The 17,099-nt window shown below is 58.8% G+C and carries 13 protein-coding genes; 10 read left to right on the top strand and 3 right to left on the bottom strand.

Going from position 1 to position 17,099, the window contains the following annotated elements; all coding sequences use genetic code 11:
- Positions 1-301: 301 nt before the first annotated feature.
- A complete protein-coding gene (locus ACTQZK_RS09265) occupies positions 302-1,417 on the bottom strand; it encodes a LuxR C-terminal-related transcriptional regulator (RefSeq protein ID WP_441899459.1) in 1,116 nt (371 codons plus the stop codon).
- A 603-nt stretch (positions 1,418-2,020) separates the two neighbouring features.
- Here ACTQZK_RS09265 and ACTQZK_RS09260 point away from each other — a divergent pair.
- The 9 genes from ACTQZK_RS09260 to ACTQZK_RS09220 all read left to right on the top strand — a co-directional run bounded on the left by ACTQZK_RS09260 (position 2,021) and on the right by ACTQZK_RS09220 (position 12,653).
- Entirely contained in the window at positions 2,021-3,871 is a 1,851-nt protein-coding gene (locus ACTQZK_RS09260) for an FAD-binding protein (RefSeq protein ID WP_441899457.1), read from the top strand.
- 250 nt (positions 3,872-4,121) lie between these two features.
- Positions 4,122-5,477 (top strand): molybdopterin-guanine dinucleotide biosynthesis protein B, encoded by a 1,356-nt coding sequence (mobB, locus tag ACTQZK_RS09255; protein WP_418830594.1) that lies wholly within the window; start codon positions 4,122-4,124, stop codon positions 5,475-5,477.
- A 1-nt stretch (position 5,478) separates the two neighbouring features.
- Positions 5,479-6,627, top strand: a complete 1,149-nt coding sequence (locus ACTQZK_RS09250) for a 4Fe-4S binding protein (RefSeq protein ID WP_441899455.1) — start codon at positions 5,479-5,481, stop codon at positions 6,625-6,627.
- A 75-nt stretch (positions 6,628-6,702) separates the two neighbouring features.
- Positions 6,703-7,449 carry a DUF975 family protein gene (locus tag ACTQZK_RS09245; RefSeq protein WP_216528790.1) on the top strand — a complete coding sequence of 249 codons (747 nt, stop codon included), beginning with the start codon at positions 6,703-6,705 and terminating at the stop codon, positions 7,447-7,449.
- A 189-nt stretch (positions 7,450-7,638) separates the two neighbouring features.
- Positions 7,639-8,115 carry an RrF2 family transcriptional regulator gene (locus ACTQZK_RS09240; RefSeq protein ID WP_216528791.1) on the top strand — a complete coding sequence of 159 codons (477 nt, stop codon included), beginning with the start codon at positions 7,639-7,641 and terminating at the stop codon, positions 8,113-8,115.
- Between the two features lie 10 nt (positions 8,116-8,125).
- Positions 8,126-9,454, top strand: a complete 1,329-nt coding sequence (locus tag ACTQZK_RS09235; RefSeq protein ID WP_216528792.1) for a cytochrome c biogenesis protein/redoxin — start codon at positions 8,126-8,128, stop codon at positions 9,452-9,454.
- Between the two features lie 283 nt (positions 9,455-9,737).
- Positions 9,738-11,438 (top strand): FAD-dependent oxidoreductase, encoded by a 1,701-nt coding sequence (locus ACTQZK_RS09230; RefSeq protein ID WP_216528793.1) that lies wholly within the window; start codon positions 9,738-9,740, stop codon positions 11,436-11,438.
- 6 nt (positions 11,439-11,444) lie between these two features.
- Positions 11,445-11,810 carry a cytochrome c3 family protein gene (locus ACTQZK_RS09225; RefSeq protein WP_216528794.1) on the top strand — a complete coding sequence of 122 codons (366 nt, stop codon included), beginning with the start codon at positions 11,445-11,447 and terminating at the stop codon, positions 11,808-11,810.
- A gap of 180 nt (positions 11,811-11,990) precedes the next feature.
- Complete coding sequence (locus ACTQZK_RS09220; protein WP_216528795.1) at positions 11,991-12,653, top strand: TetR/AcrR family transcriptional regulator; 663 nt, start codon at positions 11,991-11,993, stop codon at positions 12,651-12,653.
- Between the two features lie 100 nt (positions 12,654-12,753).
- On the opposite strand, the gene ACTQZK_RS09215 is transcribed toward ACTQZK_RS09220, so the two are convergent.
- Positions 12,754-14,535, bottom strand: coding sequence for an FAD-binding protein (locus ACTQZK_RS09215; protein WP_216528796.1), 1,782 nt, complete (start codon positions 14,533-14,535; stop codon positions 12,754-12,756).
- Positions 14,536-14,840: 305 nt separating this feature from the next.
- On the opposite strand from ACTQZK_RS09215, the gene ACTQZK_RS09210 reads away from it, so the two are divergent.
- Complete coding sequence (locus tag ACTQZK_RS09210) at positions 14,841-16,328, top strand: helix-turn-helix transcriptional regulator (protein WP_441899451.1); 1,488 nt, start codon at positions 14,841-14,843, stop codon at positions 16,326-16,328.
- On the opposite strand, the gene ACTQZK_RS09205 is transcribed toward ACTQZK_RS09210, so the two are convergent.
- Positions 16,325-17,008: an alpha/beta fold hydrolase gene (locus ACTQZK_RS09205; protein ID WP_216528798.1), complete on the bottom strand. Its 684-nt coding sequence runs from the start codon at positions 17,006-17,008 to the stop codon at positions 16,325-16,327. The genes ACTQZK_RS09210 and ACTQZK_RS09205 overlap by 4 nt on opposite strands.
- Positions 17,009-17,099: the final 91 nt, after the last annotated feature.

Genomic DNA, 17,099 nt, shown 5'->3' with positions numbered 1-17,099 from the left:
CGGGGGCGTTTTCGGGCATAAAAAGGGGACGTCTCCGTCCCAAAGATAAGAAGAAGGGTTCTGCCCCCTCCAAAAAACAGAACCCTTTTCTTTATCGAAGCATCAAGCTTCTGTAAAGCAGGTTGTAGTATACCACCGATCTCCACGAAATCACAACATGTTTTTTCGGCGAATAGCAAAGGGCTATATTGACCTGGGGAAATACTTGCTCAGAAAAGCTTAATATTCCAAAGCGTTTCCTTCTTGAAGCGGTCTCTGGAGCGTTTTCGCGACCTTCGCGCGCTACGTTGCAAAGCGGTTTTTAGGCGCGATCCTTTGTGAGCTTCAGTATGTCTTCGCGAGACGATACCTCCAACTTACGGTAAATATTATGAATGTGCGTTCGGGCGGTGTTGGGAGAGATGAACAGCACGTCTGCGATATAAGCCCCGCTGTGTCCTTCGGCAAGATACGAAAGGATCTCTTGCTCGCGGGCTGTCAGATTGTACGTTTCGGCCAGTTGGGCGCAGCGCACGGATGCGGGAGTGGGGCCGGCGTTCGATTGTCCTGTAGGTTCGACGCGGTCGTTTTCGTCGCTTGAGGTCCATTGCGTTTCGCGCTGGTATCGAATATGCGACGAGAAGACCATCGCGAATGCGTACAGCGTAGTAATTATCGTCACTACGATAGGGGTTACGTGGTCGTCCATCACGGTGGCAAACGCTTGGCCCGTGAACGACGCGGCTGCAAAGAGGAAAACCGCAAGCGAAAAGACCGCGTCAGATGGGAATTCGCCCGCATTGGCTATGGCGCACAGTGTTGCAAGGGTGAGTATGGCCGCTAATGCGTAGAGGGCATACGTGAGGTACGTTGCCAGCTGTTCTCCCTGGCCTACGGTAGCCGTGATGCTGGTGACGGCTAAGAGCAGCATGGCCATAAGCGGAAGGAACGTTTGATGCATACCGCCGCGCAGCGATAGCTGCCTTTTTCTTAGCAATGCATACGCCAGAAGAATTGCTGCATCGAGTGCAAGCATGGCTAGGTAGGCGTCCTGGCTTTGGTTGAACGACGTGCGCATTACCGCCATAACGAAAGCGAATACGATCAGACCAAGGCCTGGAGCTGCAAGGACATCAACAAGGGATGCGGCGATTGCGCGCGGTTCGCCAGTTGACCAGCGTTTCGCTTTTTTGCAAGAGGGGACGGTTGCGCCAAGCGCCAACGGTACGATGACTGCTGTTATTGAAGCCAGTACGAACAGCGCGGTTACGCCAGCCAACGGTAGAATGCTGTAAAGATGGCATAAGAGCGCCGAGAGGATGCTAGCGAGAGAAACTATTTCGAGGGCGCGTTTGATCTTGAATCGAGTACACACGCGGCCCCAGGCAAGCACTAAGCACGTGTCTGCTAGTGCCGTGGTGAAAGCGAGTGCCACCACCGAGGTTGTTCCGAAGCTGCCGGACCAGGCGAAAAGAGCATACGTAAGCGAGCAGCAGAGGTAGATTGCCCCTCCGAACGAACTGAGCATCACGTAGGGAACGCGTTTTCCGGCAAGGGTGAGCCCAAGGAACAGGGCCCCTAAAACGGTCGCGCACAGAAGCGTGGTCTCGGCGAAGGTTCCTATGAAGGACTCGGCGTGCTCGAACCTTAAAAACGATATGACGGCACCTGAGTAGATTAGAAGCGTTGAAAACAAGCAGCCTAATCCTACGACCAAGGCGATTGCGGTCATTGGCGACTCGTTGGAAGTTCTTGGTTTCTGGTTGTCGCATGCCTTGGCCATGCGGTTCCTCCTGGCTGCTTGGGGCAGGCTGCATTATAGCATTGCTACGTCTCTTCGTTAATCAAAATGCTTGTTTGATCTGCTGAAACGCATGAGATTGAGAACATCTACGTAAAAACGTTGAGCGCCTTTGCCTTCGCTGAAGGCGAAATCAACGGTTCATCGGATAGCGCCAAACCGGTCTTCTGGTCAGGATGGAGCATGTTGAAGCCAACGCAGTGCACGTTGGGAGTTGGAGAGCGAAGGAGAGGGAGAGCGATGGAGCTTTCACGAAGGAATTTCCTGGCAGGAGCGGCGAGTGCTGGCGTCCTGGGCGTCATGGGGCTAGCCGGCTGCGCTCCGCAGCCGGCTAAGGAGCCGGTCAAGGGAAGCGCGGCTGCGGGCGAGGCCGCTTCGGCCCGCCCGGCATACTATATGTGCGACGAGAATTGGCTGGGATCCGCGCCCGAGATTGCCGATGGCGACATTGCGGAGACGAAGTCTTTCGACGTCGTGGTAGTGGGCGGCGGTCATGCTGGCACGCAAGCGGCGTTGGCTGCTGCGCAAGAGGGCGCGAGCGTGGCCGTGATCGAGAAGCACAACGACGGCGAAATCGTGTATCGGGGCGACGACATCTGCTCGTACAATTCGAAGCTGCTGGAAAGCTGGGGCTTTGGTCCGTACGACCTGAACGAAATCGTGAACGAGTACGTGCGTCGCGCTAATGGACGGTGCAGCACCGATGTCATTCGTTCGTTCGTGTACAACTCGGGCGAAATGATGGACAATCTGGCCTCGCTCGTCCCCGACACGTCGAACGTGTTCGATTACAAGGGTGGCGAGTGCATCGTTCAGATCGCTTACGACAAGCCGAACGGAAGCGATTATCCGGTGGAGGTGTCCGGTTACAAGATGTGGGCATCCACCGTGCAGACCGTTGGTACGAAAAACGCTAATCCGGTGGGCAAGAATGGCTTGATGGACGTTTCCCGCTTGGCCGAGCTCGAGACGTATTGCCGCGATGCCGCCGAGGATTTGGGCGCGAAATGGTTTTGCGGCCATGCGGCGGTGCGTTGCGTGCAGAGTGACGAGGGCGCAGTCCTTGGCGTTATCGCTCAAGATGCCGACGGATCCTATGTGCGCTTCGACGCATCCAAGGGCGTTATCCTGGCCACGGGCGACTTCGGTGCCAATACCGACATGGTGTGGGAGCTTTGCTCGGAATGCGCTGAAAACGCCGAGCGACATGGCGTGGATCGGGAGACGTTGACGGGTATGACCGACTGCGATGGCTCCGGTCATAAAATGGGCTGCTGGGCGGGCGGTGCCATCGAGAGCCATCCGCGCCCCGTGGCCGGCGACGCGCCTTCCATTTCGTTCGGTCCCTGGGGTTCGGCTCCAAGCTTGTGGATGAACTGCAAGGGCGAGCGCTTCATGAACGAGTCGTATGCGGGGTTGGTGCTGGCTCAGTCGTGCCGTCAGCCTATTGATCTCGAAGCGGCCATGGTGGGCAACTTCGCCATCATGGATAAAAAGCACATGCAGTATATTCAGGCGGGCGGCCTTGATCACGGTGCTCCTAACTGGGGATTTCCTGAGGGCATCGAAGAATATCGGGCGCAGATGGACGGCGCAGACCCCTCTGCTGGCACCATTGAGGTTCGCGGTCTGGAAATTGCGAACCGCACGAGGCCGTTTGTGAACGAGGTGTTCGTCGGGGCTACCGTGGAGGAAGCGCTGAAAAATGCCGGGCTTTCCGGGGAGGCTCTCGAAACCGCAAAGGCCACGGTCGAGCGTTACAACGAACTGTGCGCTGCTGGAGTGGATGCAGATTACGGCAAGCCGGAGAATCTGCTCATTCCGATCGACGAGGCCCCGTTCTATATTGCCAAGCAGGGCACCGAGCGCTTGTACGGTCCTGGCCTGAACACGCTTGCGGGCTTGTGCGTCAACGGAAGCTACCAGGTGCTTACGGCTTCGAAAAACGATGTCGTCAAGGGCCTGTATGCGGTGGGCAACACGATGGGCGAGCGCTACGGAAACGCTTACAACTGTCCCTCTGCGGGCAACAACATGGGCAACGCCATGACGAGCGGCCGCGTGGCTGGCAAGCATGCTGCTCGAGGCTAAACGACTCGCGACGATGCTGGGAACGGCGAGCGAGCGGTGATGCAGCGCACCGTCCGTCCGCGCATGTCGGCATCGTCTTTTCCTCCCTCCTGCGAAGGCCGCGCTCGAGCGCGGCCTTCGTGCGTTCGGGCGCGGCCGGCATGATCGGTTGCTGGAGGTGGACTCCGATGCGCCGGTGCCGCCCGCGTTCGCGTTTGCGCTCGCTTCCTGTCAAGCTCCCTTCCGTGCGTCGTGCTATACTGAGCGCCGAATGAACAGGGGGAAGCGCATGGTGAACATTCCTAGTCCGGCGGTGTCCATAGTTGGACGCCATAATTCGGGCAAGACCACGCTGATCGAAAAGCTTATCACTGAACTGGTGGCTCGAGGCCTCGACGTGGGTAGCGTGAAGCACCACAGCCACGTGGGCTTCGATATCGATATTCCCGGAAAGGACTCGTATCGCCATCGCGCCGCCGGTGCAAGCGAGACGGTGATTGCGGCTCCGGGCCAGATGGCGCGCGTGAAAACCGTCAAAGGCGAAATCGAGTGCGCTGAAATCGTGCGTAGCATGCCCGGTCACGACATCGTGGTGGTGGAAGGCTATCGCAAAAGCGGGCTTCCTACCATCGAGATCATGCGCTCGGGCAACGAAGCCGACGCACGCGTAGCCGACGTGTTCGCCGAAGGCGCGCGTTGCGGTTGGCCGCTCGGCACCGACTTCACGCAGTTCACGCGCGGTACGGTTCCTCCTGCTGACGACCCGGCCGCTCACGAGATGCTCGAACGTTCCCAGCAAGCGCCTGCTTCAGCAACGGGCAGTCACTTCGCCGTGCAGCATCCCGATCATGCCGATATCTCCAACAAGCTTCCCACGGCGCAGACTGTTGCCGTGGTGACCGATATCGCCGATGCGCATCGCGCTGCCGAGACGTACGGCATCCCCTCGTTCGATTTGAACGACGTTTCCGGATTGGCGGATTTCGTCGCGCAGCGCTACGCTCGGCCGCGTGTGACCGTGGTGATCCAGGCAGGCGGGGAGAGCCGTCGCATGGGTCAGAGCAAGGCGACGGTTCCGTTCGCGGGCCGCCCCCTTATCGCCCGCATGGTCGAGCGACTTGCTCCCGCTTCGGATGACTTGATCATCACGACGAACGAGCCGGAAAACCTGACGTTTCTGTACGACATGTTCCCGCAGTACCGCATCCAGTTCGTGCGGGATGCGTGCGAATGCCGCGGTGCGCTGCCGGGGTTGTACACGGCTCTGCAGGCGGCCGGCAACCCGTACGTTGCCGTAGTGGCGTGCGACATGGTGTTCGCATCGCCGTCGCTTGTTGTTGCCGAAGCCCTGGCCATGAACGAGTCGGGAGCCGACGTGGTGGTTCCCATCAACAAGCACGGCTACGAGCCGTTCCATGCAATGTATCGTCGCTCGGGCTGCCTGCCTGCCGTGACCGCGGCGCTCGACCGGGGAGAAAAGCGCGCCCAGGCGTTCTTCGCCGACGTGAACGTGCTCGAATTCCCGCAAGCGCGCGTCTTGGAGGCTGAGCCCATGGGCGGCTGCTTTATTAACGCGAACACGCCCGAAGAGCTTCGCTCGTTGGAAGAATCTTTCTTGGAGGGGTAGCATGCCCAACCTTATCGACATAGTCGAAGTGGCGGAAGCGCTTGAGAGCAAGGCCGTTTACTTGGCCTCCGATCGCTGCACGGTGGTGCGAAACCGCCATTCCTCGTGCACGAAGTGCTCGGACGCGTGCCCGACCGGCGCAGTTGAGGCGGTCGACAACGTGCTGTCGCTTAACAGCGATGCCTGCGTGGCATGCGGGGCCTGCACGACGGTCTGCCCCACCGAAGCGCTCATTCCGTTGCAGCCGCTTGACGAGGACCTTGCTTCAAGCGTGGCGGAAGGCGTGGTGAATACCGAAGGGATGGCCGTATTCGCGTGCGCTCGCATAGCGTCGAAGCGCGTGGGCGATCCCCGACGTTACGCGGAGGTTCCGTGCTTGGCTCGCATGGAAGAAAGCGTGCTTCTGGGGCTTGCCGCGCGCGGCGTGGAGGATATCGTGCTGGTTGACGGCACGTGCTCGACGTGTAAATTCAGAGCGAATGTGCCGGGGATCGACGCCACCGTTCGTTCGGCGAACGATCTGATTGCCGCGCAAGGTTCCGAGATCCGCGTGAGGCGGGCGTCGGCGTTTCCCGAGGAAGTGTTGCTGCAGGACAAGCGCAGCTTGCTGGGTGAATCGCGCCGGGGATTTTTCACCAGCGCTCGTTCGCGCGCGGTGGATGCGGCCGGGAAAACCGCCGAAGTGATGGTGTTCAAAAACGATGGCACCGCTGGTCCGTCGCTACGCGATCGCCTGCGCATGTCCGACGCGGGAACGCTTCCGCAGTTCAACCCCGAGCGCCGTATGCGCGTGCTCGACGCCATGGATGGGCTGGGCGCTTCGACGGTGCCTGAAATCGATACGCGGCTGTTCGGGTCGGTGTCGATCGACGAAGAAGCATGCAGCTCATGCGGCATGTGCACGGTGTTCTGTCCTACGGGAGCGCTCAAGAAGAGCGAGATGAAGCCCGCGGACGGCGAAGGCAGCTTCCTTGAATTCTCCGCGGCCGATTGCGTGCAGTGCCGCCTGTGCTCCGATGCATGCTTGAAGAGTTGCTTGACCGTAAGCTCTACGGTGAGCACCGATGAGCTGTTCGACTTCGAGCCGCGCCTCATCCATCTGCCGAACCCTCCGAAGCGCACCGGTATTCTGGGCGGCCTGAAGCGCTAGTCGAGCATTCGGATGCGGGCGGTCTCTTTCTGGGGTATGCTAGGCTTTGAGCTTGCCGGATAAAAGGAGGCCGCCATGTATGCCCGTCAGGTTCGCGCCATCGCTCGGAGTGCTCTGCGGGGCATGTGGGGCGTTGCGCTCGTTGTTGCCCTGGTGGCCGTGATCATAGGCGACGTAAACGCCGCCGTGCTGCCGTCTTTCACCGTTCAAGCGGGCGATGCTTTCTATACCGTCGGCAGTTCTGACGGATTCTCGTACTTGGTGCATATTCCTTTCGCGTTCGAGCTTGCTTTTGCGGAGCCGTTCGGTTTCTTGGGCGTTGTCATCGGCATCTACGGCGTTGTTGTTCTGATAATCGGCGGGGCGGTGCGGCAAGGACTTTGCCAGTTCAGCATTAACCTGATCAAGAAAGATGCCCCTGCGGAATTCAACGTCTTGTTTTCGAAGTTTTCGAACTTGGGCAAGTGTCTTTTACTGAATCTTGCCATGTGGCTTCTCATTTTTGCATGGTCGTTGCTGCTCATCGTTCCGGGTATCATCGCCGCCTACCGCTACGCTATGGCTCCCTACATCATGGCGCAAAATCCGGATATTGGCGTGATGGACGCCATCGGCCAGTCCAAGGAGCTTATGAGGGGGCACAAAGGCCGGCTGTTCTGGTTGAGCCTGACCTTCATTGGGTGGGTGCTCCTGTCGGTTTTGACCTTTGGGATAGGCTTTCTCTGGCTGAACCCCTACATGGAGGCGGTGCAGGCGGCTTTCTATCTGGAGCGAACCGATCAGCTTCCAAGCACGTACGAAAACAGCTCCGCTTTCATCTAGCTCAGAGAATCAAGGCGGGACAAGCGTTTGCGCTCGAAGTTCTTGGAACGAGCTTTCGAGCCTTCGGCGAGGTTGCCATATGTCGATTTGTAAACTGTATTGAAAACGAGTACAGAACTGTTGTATAAGTAGGTGCAGCAGACAGGGGCCGATTGTCCTCGATCGGCCCATTCGATTTTCGGAGTAAGTATGAACAGCGATTTCATGGTAGCGGTGCACGCGCTTGTGTATTTGAACCATAAGGCGGACACCGTTTCGAGCGAGGCGCTTGCCGAGAACATTTGCACGAATGCGGCGCGCGTGCGCAAGGTGATGGTGCCGCTCAAGCGCGCGGGCCTGGTGTCGACGCGCGAAGGAAGCGTGGGCGGATACCGATTCGCGGCCGATGCTGCTGAAGTGAGCCTGCGAACGGTGGCTGACGCTTTGGGCGTGCGTTTCGTCGAATCGACCTGGCACAGCGGCAGTCATGACATGGATTGCCTTATCGCGTGCGGGATGGCCGATGTCATGGACGGCATCTTCGCCGACCTGAACAAGCGCTGTTTCGAGGAGCTTGATCGCACGAGCGTAGCCGACATCGATGCGCGCATATTCGAGCCGAGCGCTCGAGACGCCGATCGTGCGACCCATCCCCATTCGCTGATCCCAAGCAATTCGACCGATTAGGAGACGTCCCATGGGTTTTTCTCTCGAAACGAGCATTCCCGCTTTGACGGTGTTCGTGCAAGGACTTCTGAGCTTTTTCTCTCCCTGCGTGCTGCCGTTGATTCCGTTGTACGTGGGCTATCTTGCCGGCGGCGCAGGCAAGGTGGGCGAAGACGGGCTCATCGAGTACCCGCGCAAGAAAGTGTTCGTGAACACGCTGTTTTTCGTTGTTGGCGTGAGCTTCGCGTTCTTTTTGCTGGGCTTTGGGTTTACGGCGCTCGGGCAGTTTTTCACGGGCAACCAGCGCGTGTTCTCGATGGTGGCAGGCATCATCATGGTGGCGTTCGGCCTGTACATGCTGGGCGCGTTCGGCAAGACGCGCCTGATCGAATCCGAGCGTCGCCTACCGTTCAACCTGGGCTCGTTCGCTATGAATCCCCTGGTCGCCTTGGTGTTGGGCTTTACGTTCAGCTTTGCGTGGACGCCGTGCGTGGGGCCGGTGCTGGCAGGCGTTTTGCTTATGGCGTCGTCGAGCGCGTCGGCGGCGTGGGGCTATGTGCTGGTGGCCGTGTATACGCTGGGCTTCGTGCTGCCGTTTTTGATGGTGGGCTTGTTCACCGGCGAGGTGCTGCGCTTTTTCCGCACGCACGGAAACGTGGTCAAGTACACGGTGAAGGTGGGAGGAGCGCTGCTCATCGTCATGGGCTTGATGACGGTGACGGGATGGATGAACGGCGTGACCAGCTACCTGTCTTCGTTCGGCGCCGCTCCCGCCGCGCAGGAGCAGCCTGCTGATGGGGCGGGCGATGCGGGCAAGACGAACTCGGACGAGCAGCCTTCGTCGTCCGCATCGTCGCCTGATGGGGACGCTGCTGGAAAGGGTTCCTCGGAGGATGCCGCTTTGGCTCCCATGGCCGATATCTCCTTGGTTGATCAGGATGGCGTGGAGCATAAGTTGTCCGATTATCGCGGCAAGACCGTGTTCCTGAACTTCTTCGCCACGTGGTGCGGGCCGTGTCAGCGCGAGATTCCCGATATCGAGGCACTGTACCGCGATCGTGGTCAGAATCAGGGCGATCTGGTGGTTCTGGGCGTGGCGAATCCTAAAACCGCCGATAGACCGCAGAACAGCGATGCTTCCGAGGGCGATGTGAAATCGTTCATCAAGGAATACGGCATCACGTATCCGGTGCTGATGGACACAAAGGGCCAGTTGTTCAGCGCGTACGGGATCAGGTCGTTTCCCACTACGTTCATGATCGACAAAGACGGTAACGTGTTCGGATACGTCACCGGCATGCTCACCGCCGACGTCATGAACAGCATCGTAGAGCAAACGATGACCGGCGTGCGGAAGTAGGTTTTGCGCGGAGGTTTCTGACCGCTCGTTCCGTTCTGGGCGAGCGGTTTTTTGTCTTGCGACATTCCGGGTGATGAAAGGCTCTCGCTTGCAGTCGATGCGGGGCTAAACCGTTTCTAGCCGTCCTAATAGTGCTCCTGGTTTTTAGGGTGCTTAGGCGCGGCGCGAGATCTCTTACTTTACAGCGTAAAGAAATCGCGTTACCATTTGCTTTACAGTGTAAAGAAAGCACTGGGGGAGTCCGGCTTAAACGCCGGACCAAGGCATCAACAAAGGAGGAGCAATGGGAGAAGCGGACGTTTCACGTCGTTCGTTCCTGAAGGGCGTCGGCTTGGCCGGGTTGTCCGCTGGGGCGATGGGCGCATTCGGATCTGCGGGCATCGCGTTTGCCGATGACGCGGCAGCTGGTGCGTCATCAAGCGATGCGGGCGATGTGTACCGACAGCTTGCCAGCGACACAAACCTGATTCCGGTAAACAAGGCTGCTTGCCCTGGACCGCGCGGGCCGGTCGGATTCGAGGATCGCGACATCGCTGCAAGCGAAATAGGGTCTACCGAAGACTGCGACATCGTGGTGGTGGGTGCCGGCATCGGCGGCCTTATGGCAAGCCTCAAAGCTGCAGAAGAAGGCGCGAAGGTTATCTGCATTGAAAAAATGACGAAAGGTCGCGGCTGCTTCGAGTGCTTTGGCGCCGCAGGTGCGAAATGCCAGGAAGGCACAGCTATCGACAAGGTGGCGCTGCTCGATGAGATATATCGAAGCGCATATTGGCGCGTGCGTCCTGAACCCACGCGTACGTATGTTGATCGCTCGGGGGAGGCTACGGATTTCTGGCAGTCGATGCTGGACAAGGGGCAAAACGGCTTCGTTATATCCAAGGTTGAAGGGGCTCCCTCTACTAACGGCATGCCTGCGTTGAACCCGCTTATTGATACCGAGCTGGGTTTTTACGACAGCCCCTCGCTTCCGCCCGATGCGGGCGTGCGTTCTGGCTATTCGGGCATTTACGTGTGCCTTGAAATGCAGGAAGTAGCAAAGCTCTACGACAATTTGGATCTGCGCTTTGAAACTCCCGGCGTGCAGTTGGTTCGTGACGAGTCCGGTCGCGTAAGTGGCGTTATCGCTAAAAGCGGTGATACGTACGTGAAGATCAATGCCGGCAAAGGCGTTATTCTTGCCACTGGCGGCTACGATGCGAACCCTGATCTTATGCAAGCCTGGACGCGACCGGAGGACTACGCGACGTCGAGTTGGTGGAATCCCGGTTGGGGGACTACCGGCGACGGACACCTGATGGGTATCAAGATAGGTGCTCAGATGGATTCTTGCCCGCAGCCGATCATGAACTTTCGTTGGGGTAATCCGGATTCGTTTTACGATGCACGTACGTGGAACGCTGTCTACTTCGCGCTTATGGTCAACGGTCAGGGAAAGCGCTTCGTGCGCGAGGATCTTCCGTTCCAGAGCGTGTCCAATGCTCAAAACGCCCAGCCCGGTTATGGAAAGAATTGCTGGCAAGTGTTCGACGAGACGATGTTCGAAGGCATGGAAGACGCGGTCGACGAGTTTAAGGAGAAGGGGTGGCTCTTCGAGGGTTCCTCTCCTGAGGAGCTTGCAAAGCAGTGCGGCGTAGATCCCCAGGGTCTCGCGGACACTATCGCACGTTACAACGAGTTCTTTAAGGATGGCGTAGACAGGGATTTCGGGCGTGATCTCTCCCAAACCATGCCGTTTACGGGTACGCGCTACTTTGCCCTGACTACGAATAGCTGCGTGCTAGCTACGGTTGGCGGATTGACTATCGACGGCGACTGTCGTGTGCTTGACGCGGATGATCAGGTTATCGAGGGCTTGTACGCTGTCGGCAACGCATCGGGGAACTTCTTTGCAGGGAATTACCCGCGTCATATTCCAGGAACGTCTATCGGTAGGGCTGTCACGTTCGGCTACGTGGCTGCCGAGCATGCCGTGAAGGGAGCGTAAGGAACTATGTTGAATGCGAACCGATCCGCACGCGTGAAAACTGTCGTTTTTGCCGCCGCGCTGTGCTTTTCGCTCGGGCTTGCGGCATGCGCGCCAAGCGGAACTCAGGAAAGCTCGTCGTCTGTGGCGACGACGCAAACATCTGGCGACGTCGCGGGGGCTTATGTGTCCGATGAGCAATGCTTGAGCTGTCATGGTGGAAGCTACGAGGCTCTTGCTGAAACTACGTCATCGTACGGAGCCAGCAACCCTCATGATTCTATCCACGGAGGTTACAATTCCTGCGTGAATTGCCATGCGAAGGACAAGGAGGTCACCGACAACCAGTGCCTCCATTGTCATGATTGGCCCCATAATCCCAAGACGGCCTAGGCGCGATTCGCCGCTTGTCTGCATAGCGGTTTAAGTCCCTGCTTCTTGATTGCGTAATACGCAGGCCGGCCTTTGTGCCGGCCTGATTGGTTTTCGCATGATGTGCGTCCGGCGCCTCGGGGCGCGCGAATCGTCGTGCTATGCTGATGATGAAACGTATGCGCGTCGGGAGGGAACATCGTGGGCTCGGAGTTTGCGAGGAATCGAAAATGCGGACTGAACAAGGACGTTATCGTTGATGCTGCCTACCGCATGATCGATCGCGATGGATTGAGCACGTTTACCATGCGCGCGCTCGGAGCGGAGCTGGGCGTTTCGGCCATGGCGTTTTACGCGCACTTTTCTTCGCGCGAAGAAGTGCTTGCGGCGGTGCTTACGCGATTCATGGAAACGATGGATACCGACCCCGTTCCCGGTGAACGCTGGGATGATACGCTGCGCCGCACCATGACCTCGATCCATCGGGAGTTCTTCGCGCACCCGCACATGCACGATGTGGACAACGGAATAGATCCGTTCGTTTCGTATGCGGGACTGGCGGCGCATACGGAAAAAATCGTATCCCTGCATCTCGCGCAAGGGATGCCGGAGGACGTTCTTGCCAAAGCATGGGCGATGGTCGATGCGTTTCTCTCGGGATTCAACGCCAGCGCAATCGGAGCCGCTCGTCTTCGAAGCGCAGAAGAGACGCATGGCGATGAGTCCTCTTGTCTGCCTCCGTGGCAACGCATCGTGCGCAGCGCCTATACCGAAGACTCCTTTGCCAACGGTATCGAGATGATCATTATCGGCGTGAGGGGGCTGGCTGCGCCCGATCCGTGCGAATGGCGCACTCCTGCCTAGACTGCAGATGGACATGCGAAGCGCCCACCGAGATAGGTGGGCGCTTCGTGCTGGAAGGTCGCGCGTGGGAGGGGTGTGCGCGACCGTAAGGGGTATTGCGCTATTTGGCTGCCAGCAGCTTGACCACATGCAGCGCCTCGGTCATGGTGCGACCGCAAGCTACGCCGTGCATCTGGTCGGGATAGTTGCCGCTGAACAGGGAGCCCGAGCAGTCGCCGGCGCAGTACAATCCTTCGATAGGCTCAAACTCTGCATTGAGGGCCTGGCAGTCTTCGTTGATGCGAACGCCGTCGATGGTGGTCAGCAGCGTGCCGCCCAGCGTAGCGCCGAAGAACGGAGGCGTGCGAAGCTCGGACAGGCGGTACGCTTCCTTTCCGAAGTCCACGTCTTCCTGAGCGTCGAACAGCTCGTTGTAGCGCTTGCAGGTGGCTAGGAAGTTCTTTTTGGCATCGGCATCGAAGCCCAGCTTGTCGGCCAGTTCCTCAAGCGTATCGGCCATTTGCAGGCGGCCGTCTGCAAGCTCTTTCTCGAAGTACTTTTCCAAATCGTAGGTGCCGTCTTCGCGCTTGACGCGCTGAACGCCCATGCGGGTGCCGGCGCTGCAGCCCAATGTGTGGAAGCGCTGCACGTCTTCGCCGAAGTTTCCGTCCCACACGCTAATGTACACGCCGCCAGGCTGCTGAGCTGCCGCATGCGGCAGATAGTCGTAGTCGGCGGATTCCAGTGCGAAGCGCTTGCCTTTTGTGTTCACTTTCAGGAACGGCTGCGTGCCTGGGTTGAACTGGCCGTTGCCCGGGAACTGCGGCTTGCCGGCTTCGATGGATTCCTGGGTGTAGCCGGCGGTGGTTCCGGGAGCTACCAGGCCGCGGTCGAAGATCATGGTCGCGCTGGTGATATCCTTTACGGCACCAGCCCACAGGGCGGCTTTGATGCCCATGCCGTCGTTGTTCTGGTTGTAGCCCAAGGCGGTAACCGAAGCGGTGGTGATGGGGGACAGGGCGGACAGCATGGTGGGGTTGGCGCTGTAGCCGCCCGTTGTCAGCAGCACGCCTTTTTTGGCGTTGATCTGGGTGTAGCCGTTGTCGGTCTTGAAGATGGCGCCCGTTACCTTGCCAGACTCGTCGGTAACCAGCTTGGCTAATTCGTGCTTGTAGGAAATCTGGTAGCCGTTGTCGTTCATGATTTGCTCGAACAGCTTGTTGCGCTCCGGAATGCCGTCTCGTCCGCCTTCGGCATTGCCGTAGTGATGCTCGCCGCACGGAGTGTAGAAGGGGGTGGCGCCCATGCCGCCGGGCATTTCGAACTCATCGGCGATGACCTTCGCGCCAGCAGCGCTCATGTACTTGTCGACGTACTCGAACATGTCGTTGCTCTCGTTCATCCACATGTTGATGAGAGCCTGGTCGCACGTTCCGCTGGAGTAGCGAGCCCATTCGCCATGCAGACGAGCGCGGTCGGTGTAATAGCCCTGGTCGGTGAAGGGCTTGGTGTCAACGGCATTGAACCAATGGCGCGTGGCGCCTACTTCGGAGCCCTTCTCGCATAGGATGAAGTCCATCTTCTGGTCAGATGCGTAGGCGCCTGCGATCATGCCGCCGTTGCCGGCGCCCACGATAAGAAGATCGGTGTCCTTGGTTTCCGCGATGTCGCTTTCGGCGATTTCGGGCGCAGATCCCAGCCAGTCAACGGTTATGGCGCTGCTGCCGTTGTCTGTGGCTACAACGCCATTGGAAGCGGCTTTCGCTTCGGTGGAGCCTGCTGCTTTAGCATCGCCCGAGCCAGGAGCTTGCGGAGCGCAGCCGGCTAGCCCAATAGCGGCAAGCGCGCCGGCTCCTGCCATGCCGCCCAAAAAACTGCGACGAGATATTCCCTGTGATTTCATACGTTCCTCCTTCAAATGTGTTCTCTTGCCGCCCGACAGCGTCATGCGGCATCCCTCGGTCTTCACCTTATCGACGTTGCGCGGTGCTGAAACCACCCTGCAAGGGGCGTTTCGATTGGGGTCGTCGGGTGGCTTCTGCTCCCCCCGATGGGGTGATTTGTGCGCATTATGCCTGATGGGAATTGGATTGACGCTTCCTGCGCTCGCAGCACGGGCGTGTTTCACGTACAATGGGGACACGTGATCAAGGGGGGGGAGGGACCTTGCAATCGGTTGCACAACGAATTCGTAGCTTGGGAGAGGCTGTGGATTCGGTTACGTTGCTGTGCGTGGTGGGCTTTGCCGTCATGGGGTTTGTTGGCGGAGTTTTAAATGCCAGTTTGTATGCGCGCGTGGCCGAGTACTGCGGGATCGCTCGCGAGGTGGCCACGCTGTTTTCGGGCGCGCTGTTTTTAGGGGTGTTCCTCGTCGCCTCGCGCAAGCCCGTTCTGCTTGATCGACGGCTGTTAACCGTAGGTGCGCTCGGCTGCGCAATCACGGCGGCTTTTGTGCTGGAATTCGCGCTATCCCTTGGCAACGGGCCTCTAACGATTGTTGGCTTCCTGTTTTCGAACGTTGCTTCGGTTTGGGCTTCCGTCATGCTTTTATGCACTCTGGCGTCCTTGCGTTCGATGGAAGCGGTGCTGGTTGCTGTGGTGTGCGGCACGGCGCTGGGCGAGGTGGTGCGCGTGGTTCATCCGCCGGTGTTGTTCCAGGTGGGTGTTGTCGAGGTTGTGGCCTGCCACGCGCTGGTCATCATGTTGCTGTACCGTCGCGGCGGTCTAAGGCTTGACCAAGTGGCGCGCGGCGCGTCTCCGGCCAGTCTTGAGCTTTCTAATCCTGAATCGTTTTTGCAGCCAGCGCACGCTTTGTTTTTATGTGCGGCGTTGTTTAGCGTGGCAACGGGGTACGGTTTGACGCTTAACGAAGTTTCGCACGCCCCGGTAGGCGTGGAGATTTCGGCGTTTGTTCTGATGGGCGTGGCGGTCTGGATGCTGCTCTCCGGCGGGGAGGGCAAGGAGGATCTGCTGTTCTCCTTTTCAGTACTGCTTGTGGTCGCCGGATTCATCATTGCTCCCTTTACTTTTTTGACAGGCATTCCTTCGGCAAATGCTTTATTGCGCATTGGCGTGCGCTGTTTCGACATGCTGGTGTGGCTGGTGGTTCTTTCGGTTGGAAGGCGCAACCTGCTTGCATTGCTGCCGACGTATGCGCTCATACGCTGCATGAACGCTGTCGGCACCGATATAGGCGCCGTTGCCGGTCATACGACGAACGACTTGGTGGGGACGAATGGCGATGCCGCCATGCTCATTGCCGAAACGGTGCTGTTCGCGTTCGTTGCTTTCCTGTGGTTGGGCTTTCGGAAGTTCAGTTTCACTGACACTATCCAGGGCGTAGTGGGCATGGGCGCGTCGGCGGATCGCGCGCGGATGCGGAACGAGTTGTCGGAAAACGAAACTGCGCCGCGGGGCGAAAGGGGAGACGCGACGACGAGCGTTGCGGTTGCGCCGAGCATTGAGGAACGATGTCGTTTTATCGGGGTGGATTGTGGTTTGACCGAGCGCGAAACCGAGATATTCGCGATGTTGGCGCGTGGGCGCAACGGGCAATTCGTCATGGACTATTACGTAGTTTCTCGAAACACGGTGAAAAGCCACGTTAAGCATATATATGCCAAATTGGGCGTTCACTCTCAACAAGAGTTGATTGACTTGGTGGAGGATTGGCGCGCGCCAGCGGCACGGCCTTAGCGTTCGAGCAGGAAGCGCTCGACTTCGCGGTTGAATGCTTCGGGGTTCTTGGCTGCCACGAAGTGATCTCCGGGAACGAACGTCAGGCGCGCATCGGGCAGGCTTTTCGCGATCAGCCGCGTGTGGCCCTCCTCGATCATGTCGTCCGTGCCCGCTATCACGAGCGTCGGCACGTCAAGTCTGCTCAACTGCCGCGGATCGATGTTCGGGTCGTTCACCATAAGCCCCAGCATCTCGGCGTTGTCATGCGCCTTTTTGCTCCAGCGGGCAAACAGCGACGCCGCGCGATACCCCAGTTCAATGGGAATCTGCACGGATCGCTTCACGCCGGCTGCGTTCAGGTTCGCGCCGTTCAGGACAAGGCGGTCCACGCGATCCGGATGTGCGAGCGCGAACGTGAGCGCGATGTTGCCGCCGTCCGAGAATCCCAGAACATGGGCGCGTTCGATAGCGTGCGCGTCCATAAATCGCAGCAGGTCGTCGGCGAACTGGCGAATGGTGAACGGGGCGCTCCCTCGCGGCGATCGGCCGTGCCCGCGTGTGTCCAGGGCGATCACGCGAAAGCTGCGCGAGAATCGTTCGATCTGATGCTCGAAGTACGTTGAGTCCTCGCCGTTACCGTGCAGCAAGATGAGCGGCGTGCCGGATCCTTGCTCGCGGTAGTGCAGCTTGACGTCCATGGCACGCCCCTCCTTCGTCCTGCAATCGTTTTGGCGCTCCGCCTATCATAGACTACGCGCGTCGCTTGCGCCCCTTGCTTTGCCATCCGGC

It is taken from the genome of Paraeggerthella sp. LCP19S3_G8 (assembly GCF_052119225.1).
Lineage (GTDB): Bacteria > Actinomycetota > Coriobacteriia > Coriobacteriales > Eggerthellaceae > Paraeggerthella > Paraeggerthella hominis.
This window is presented reverse-complemented; position numbering and strand designations above follow the sequence as displayed.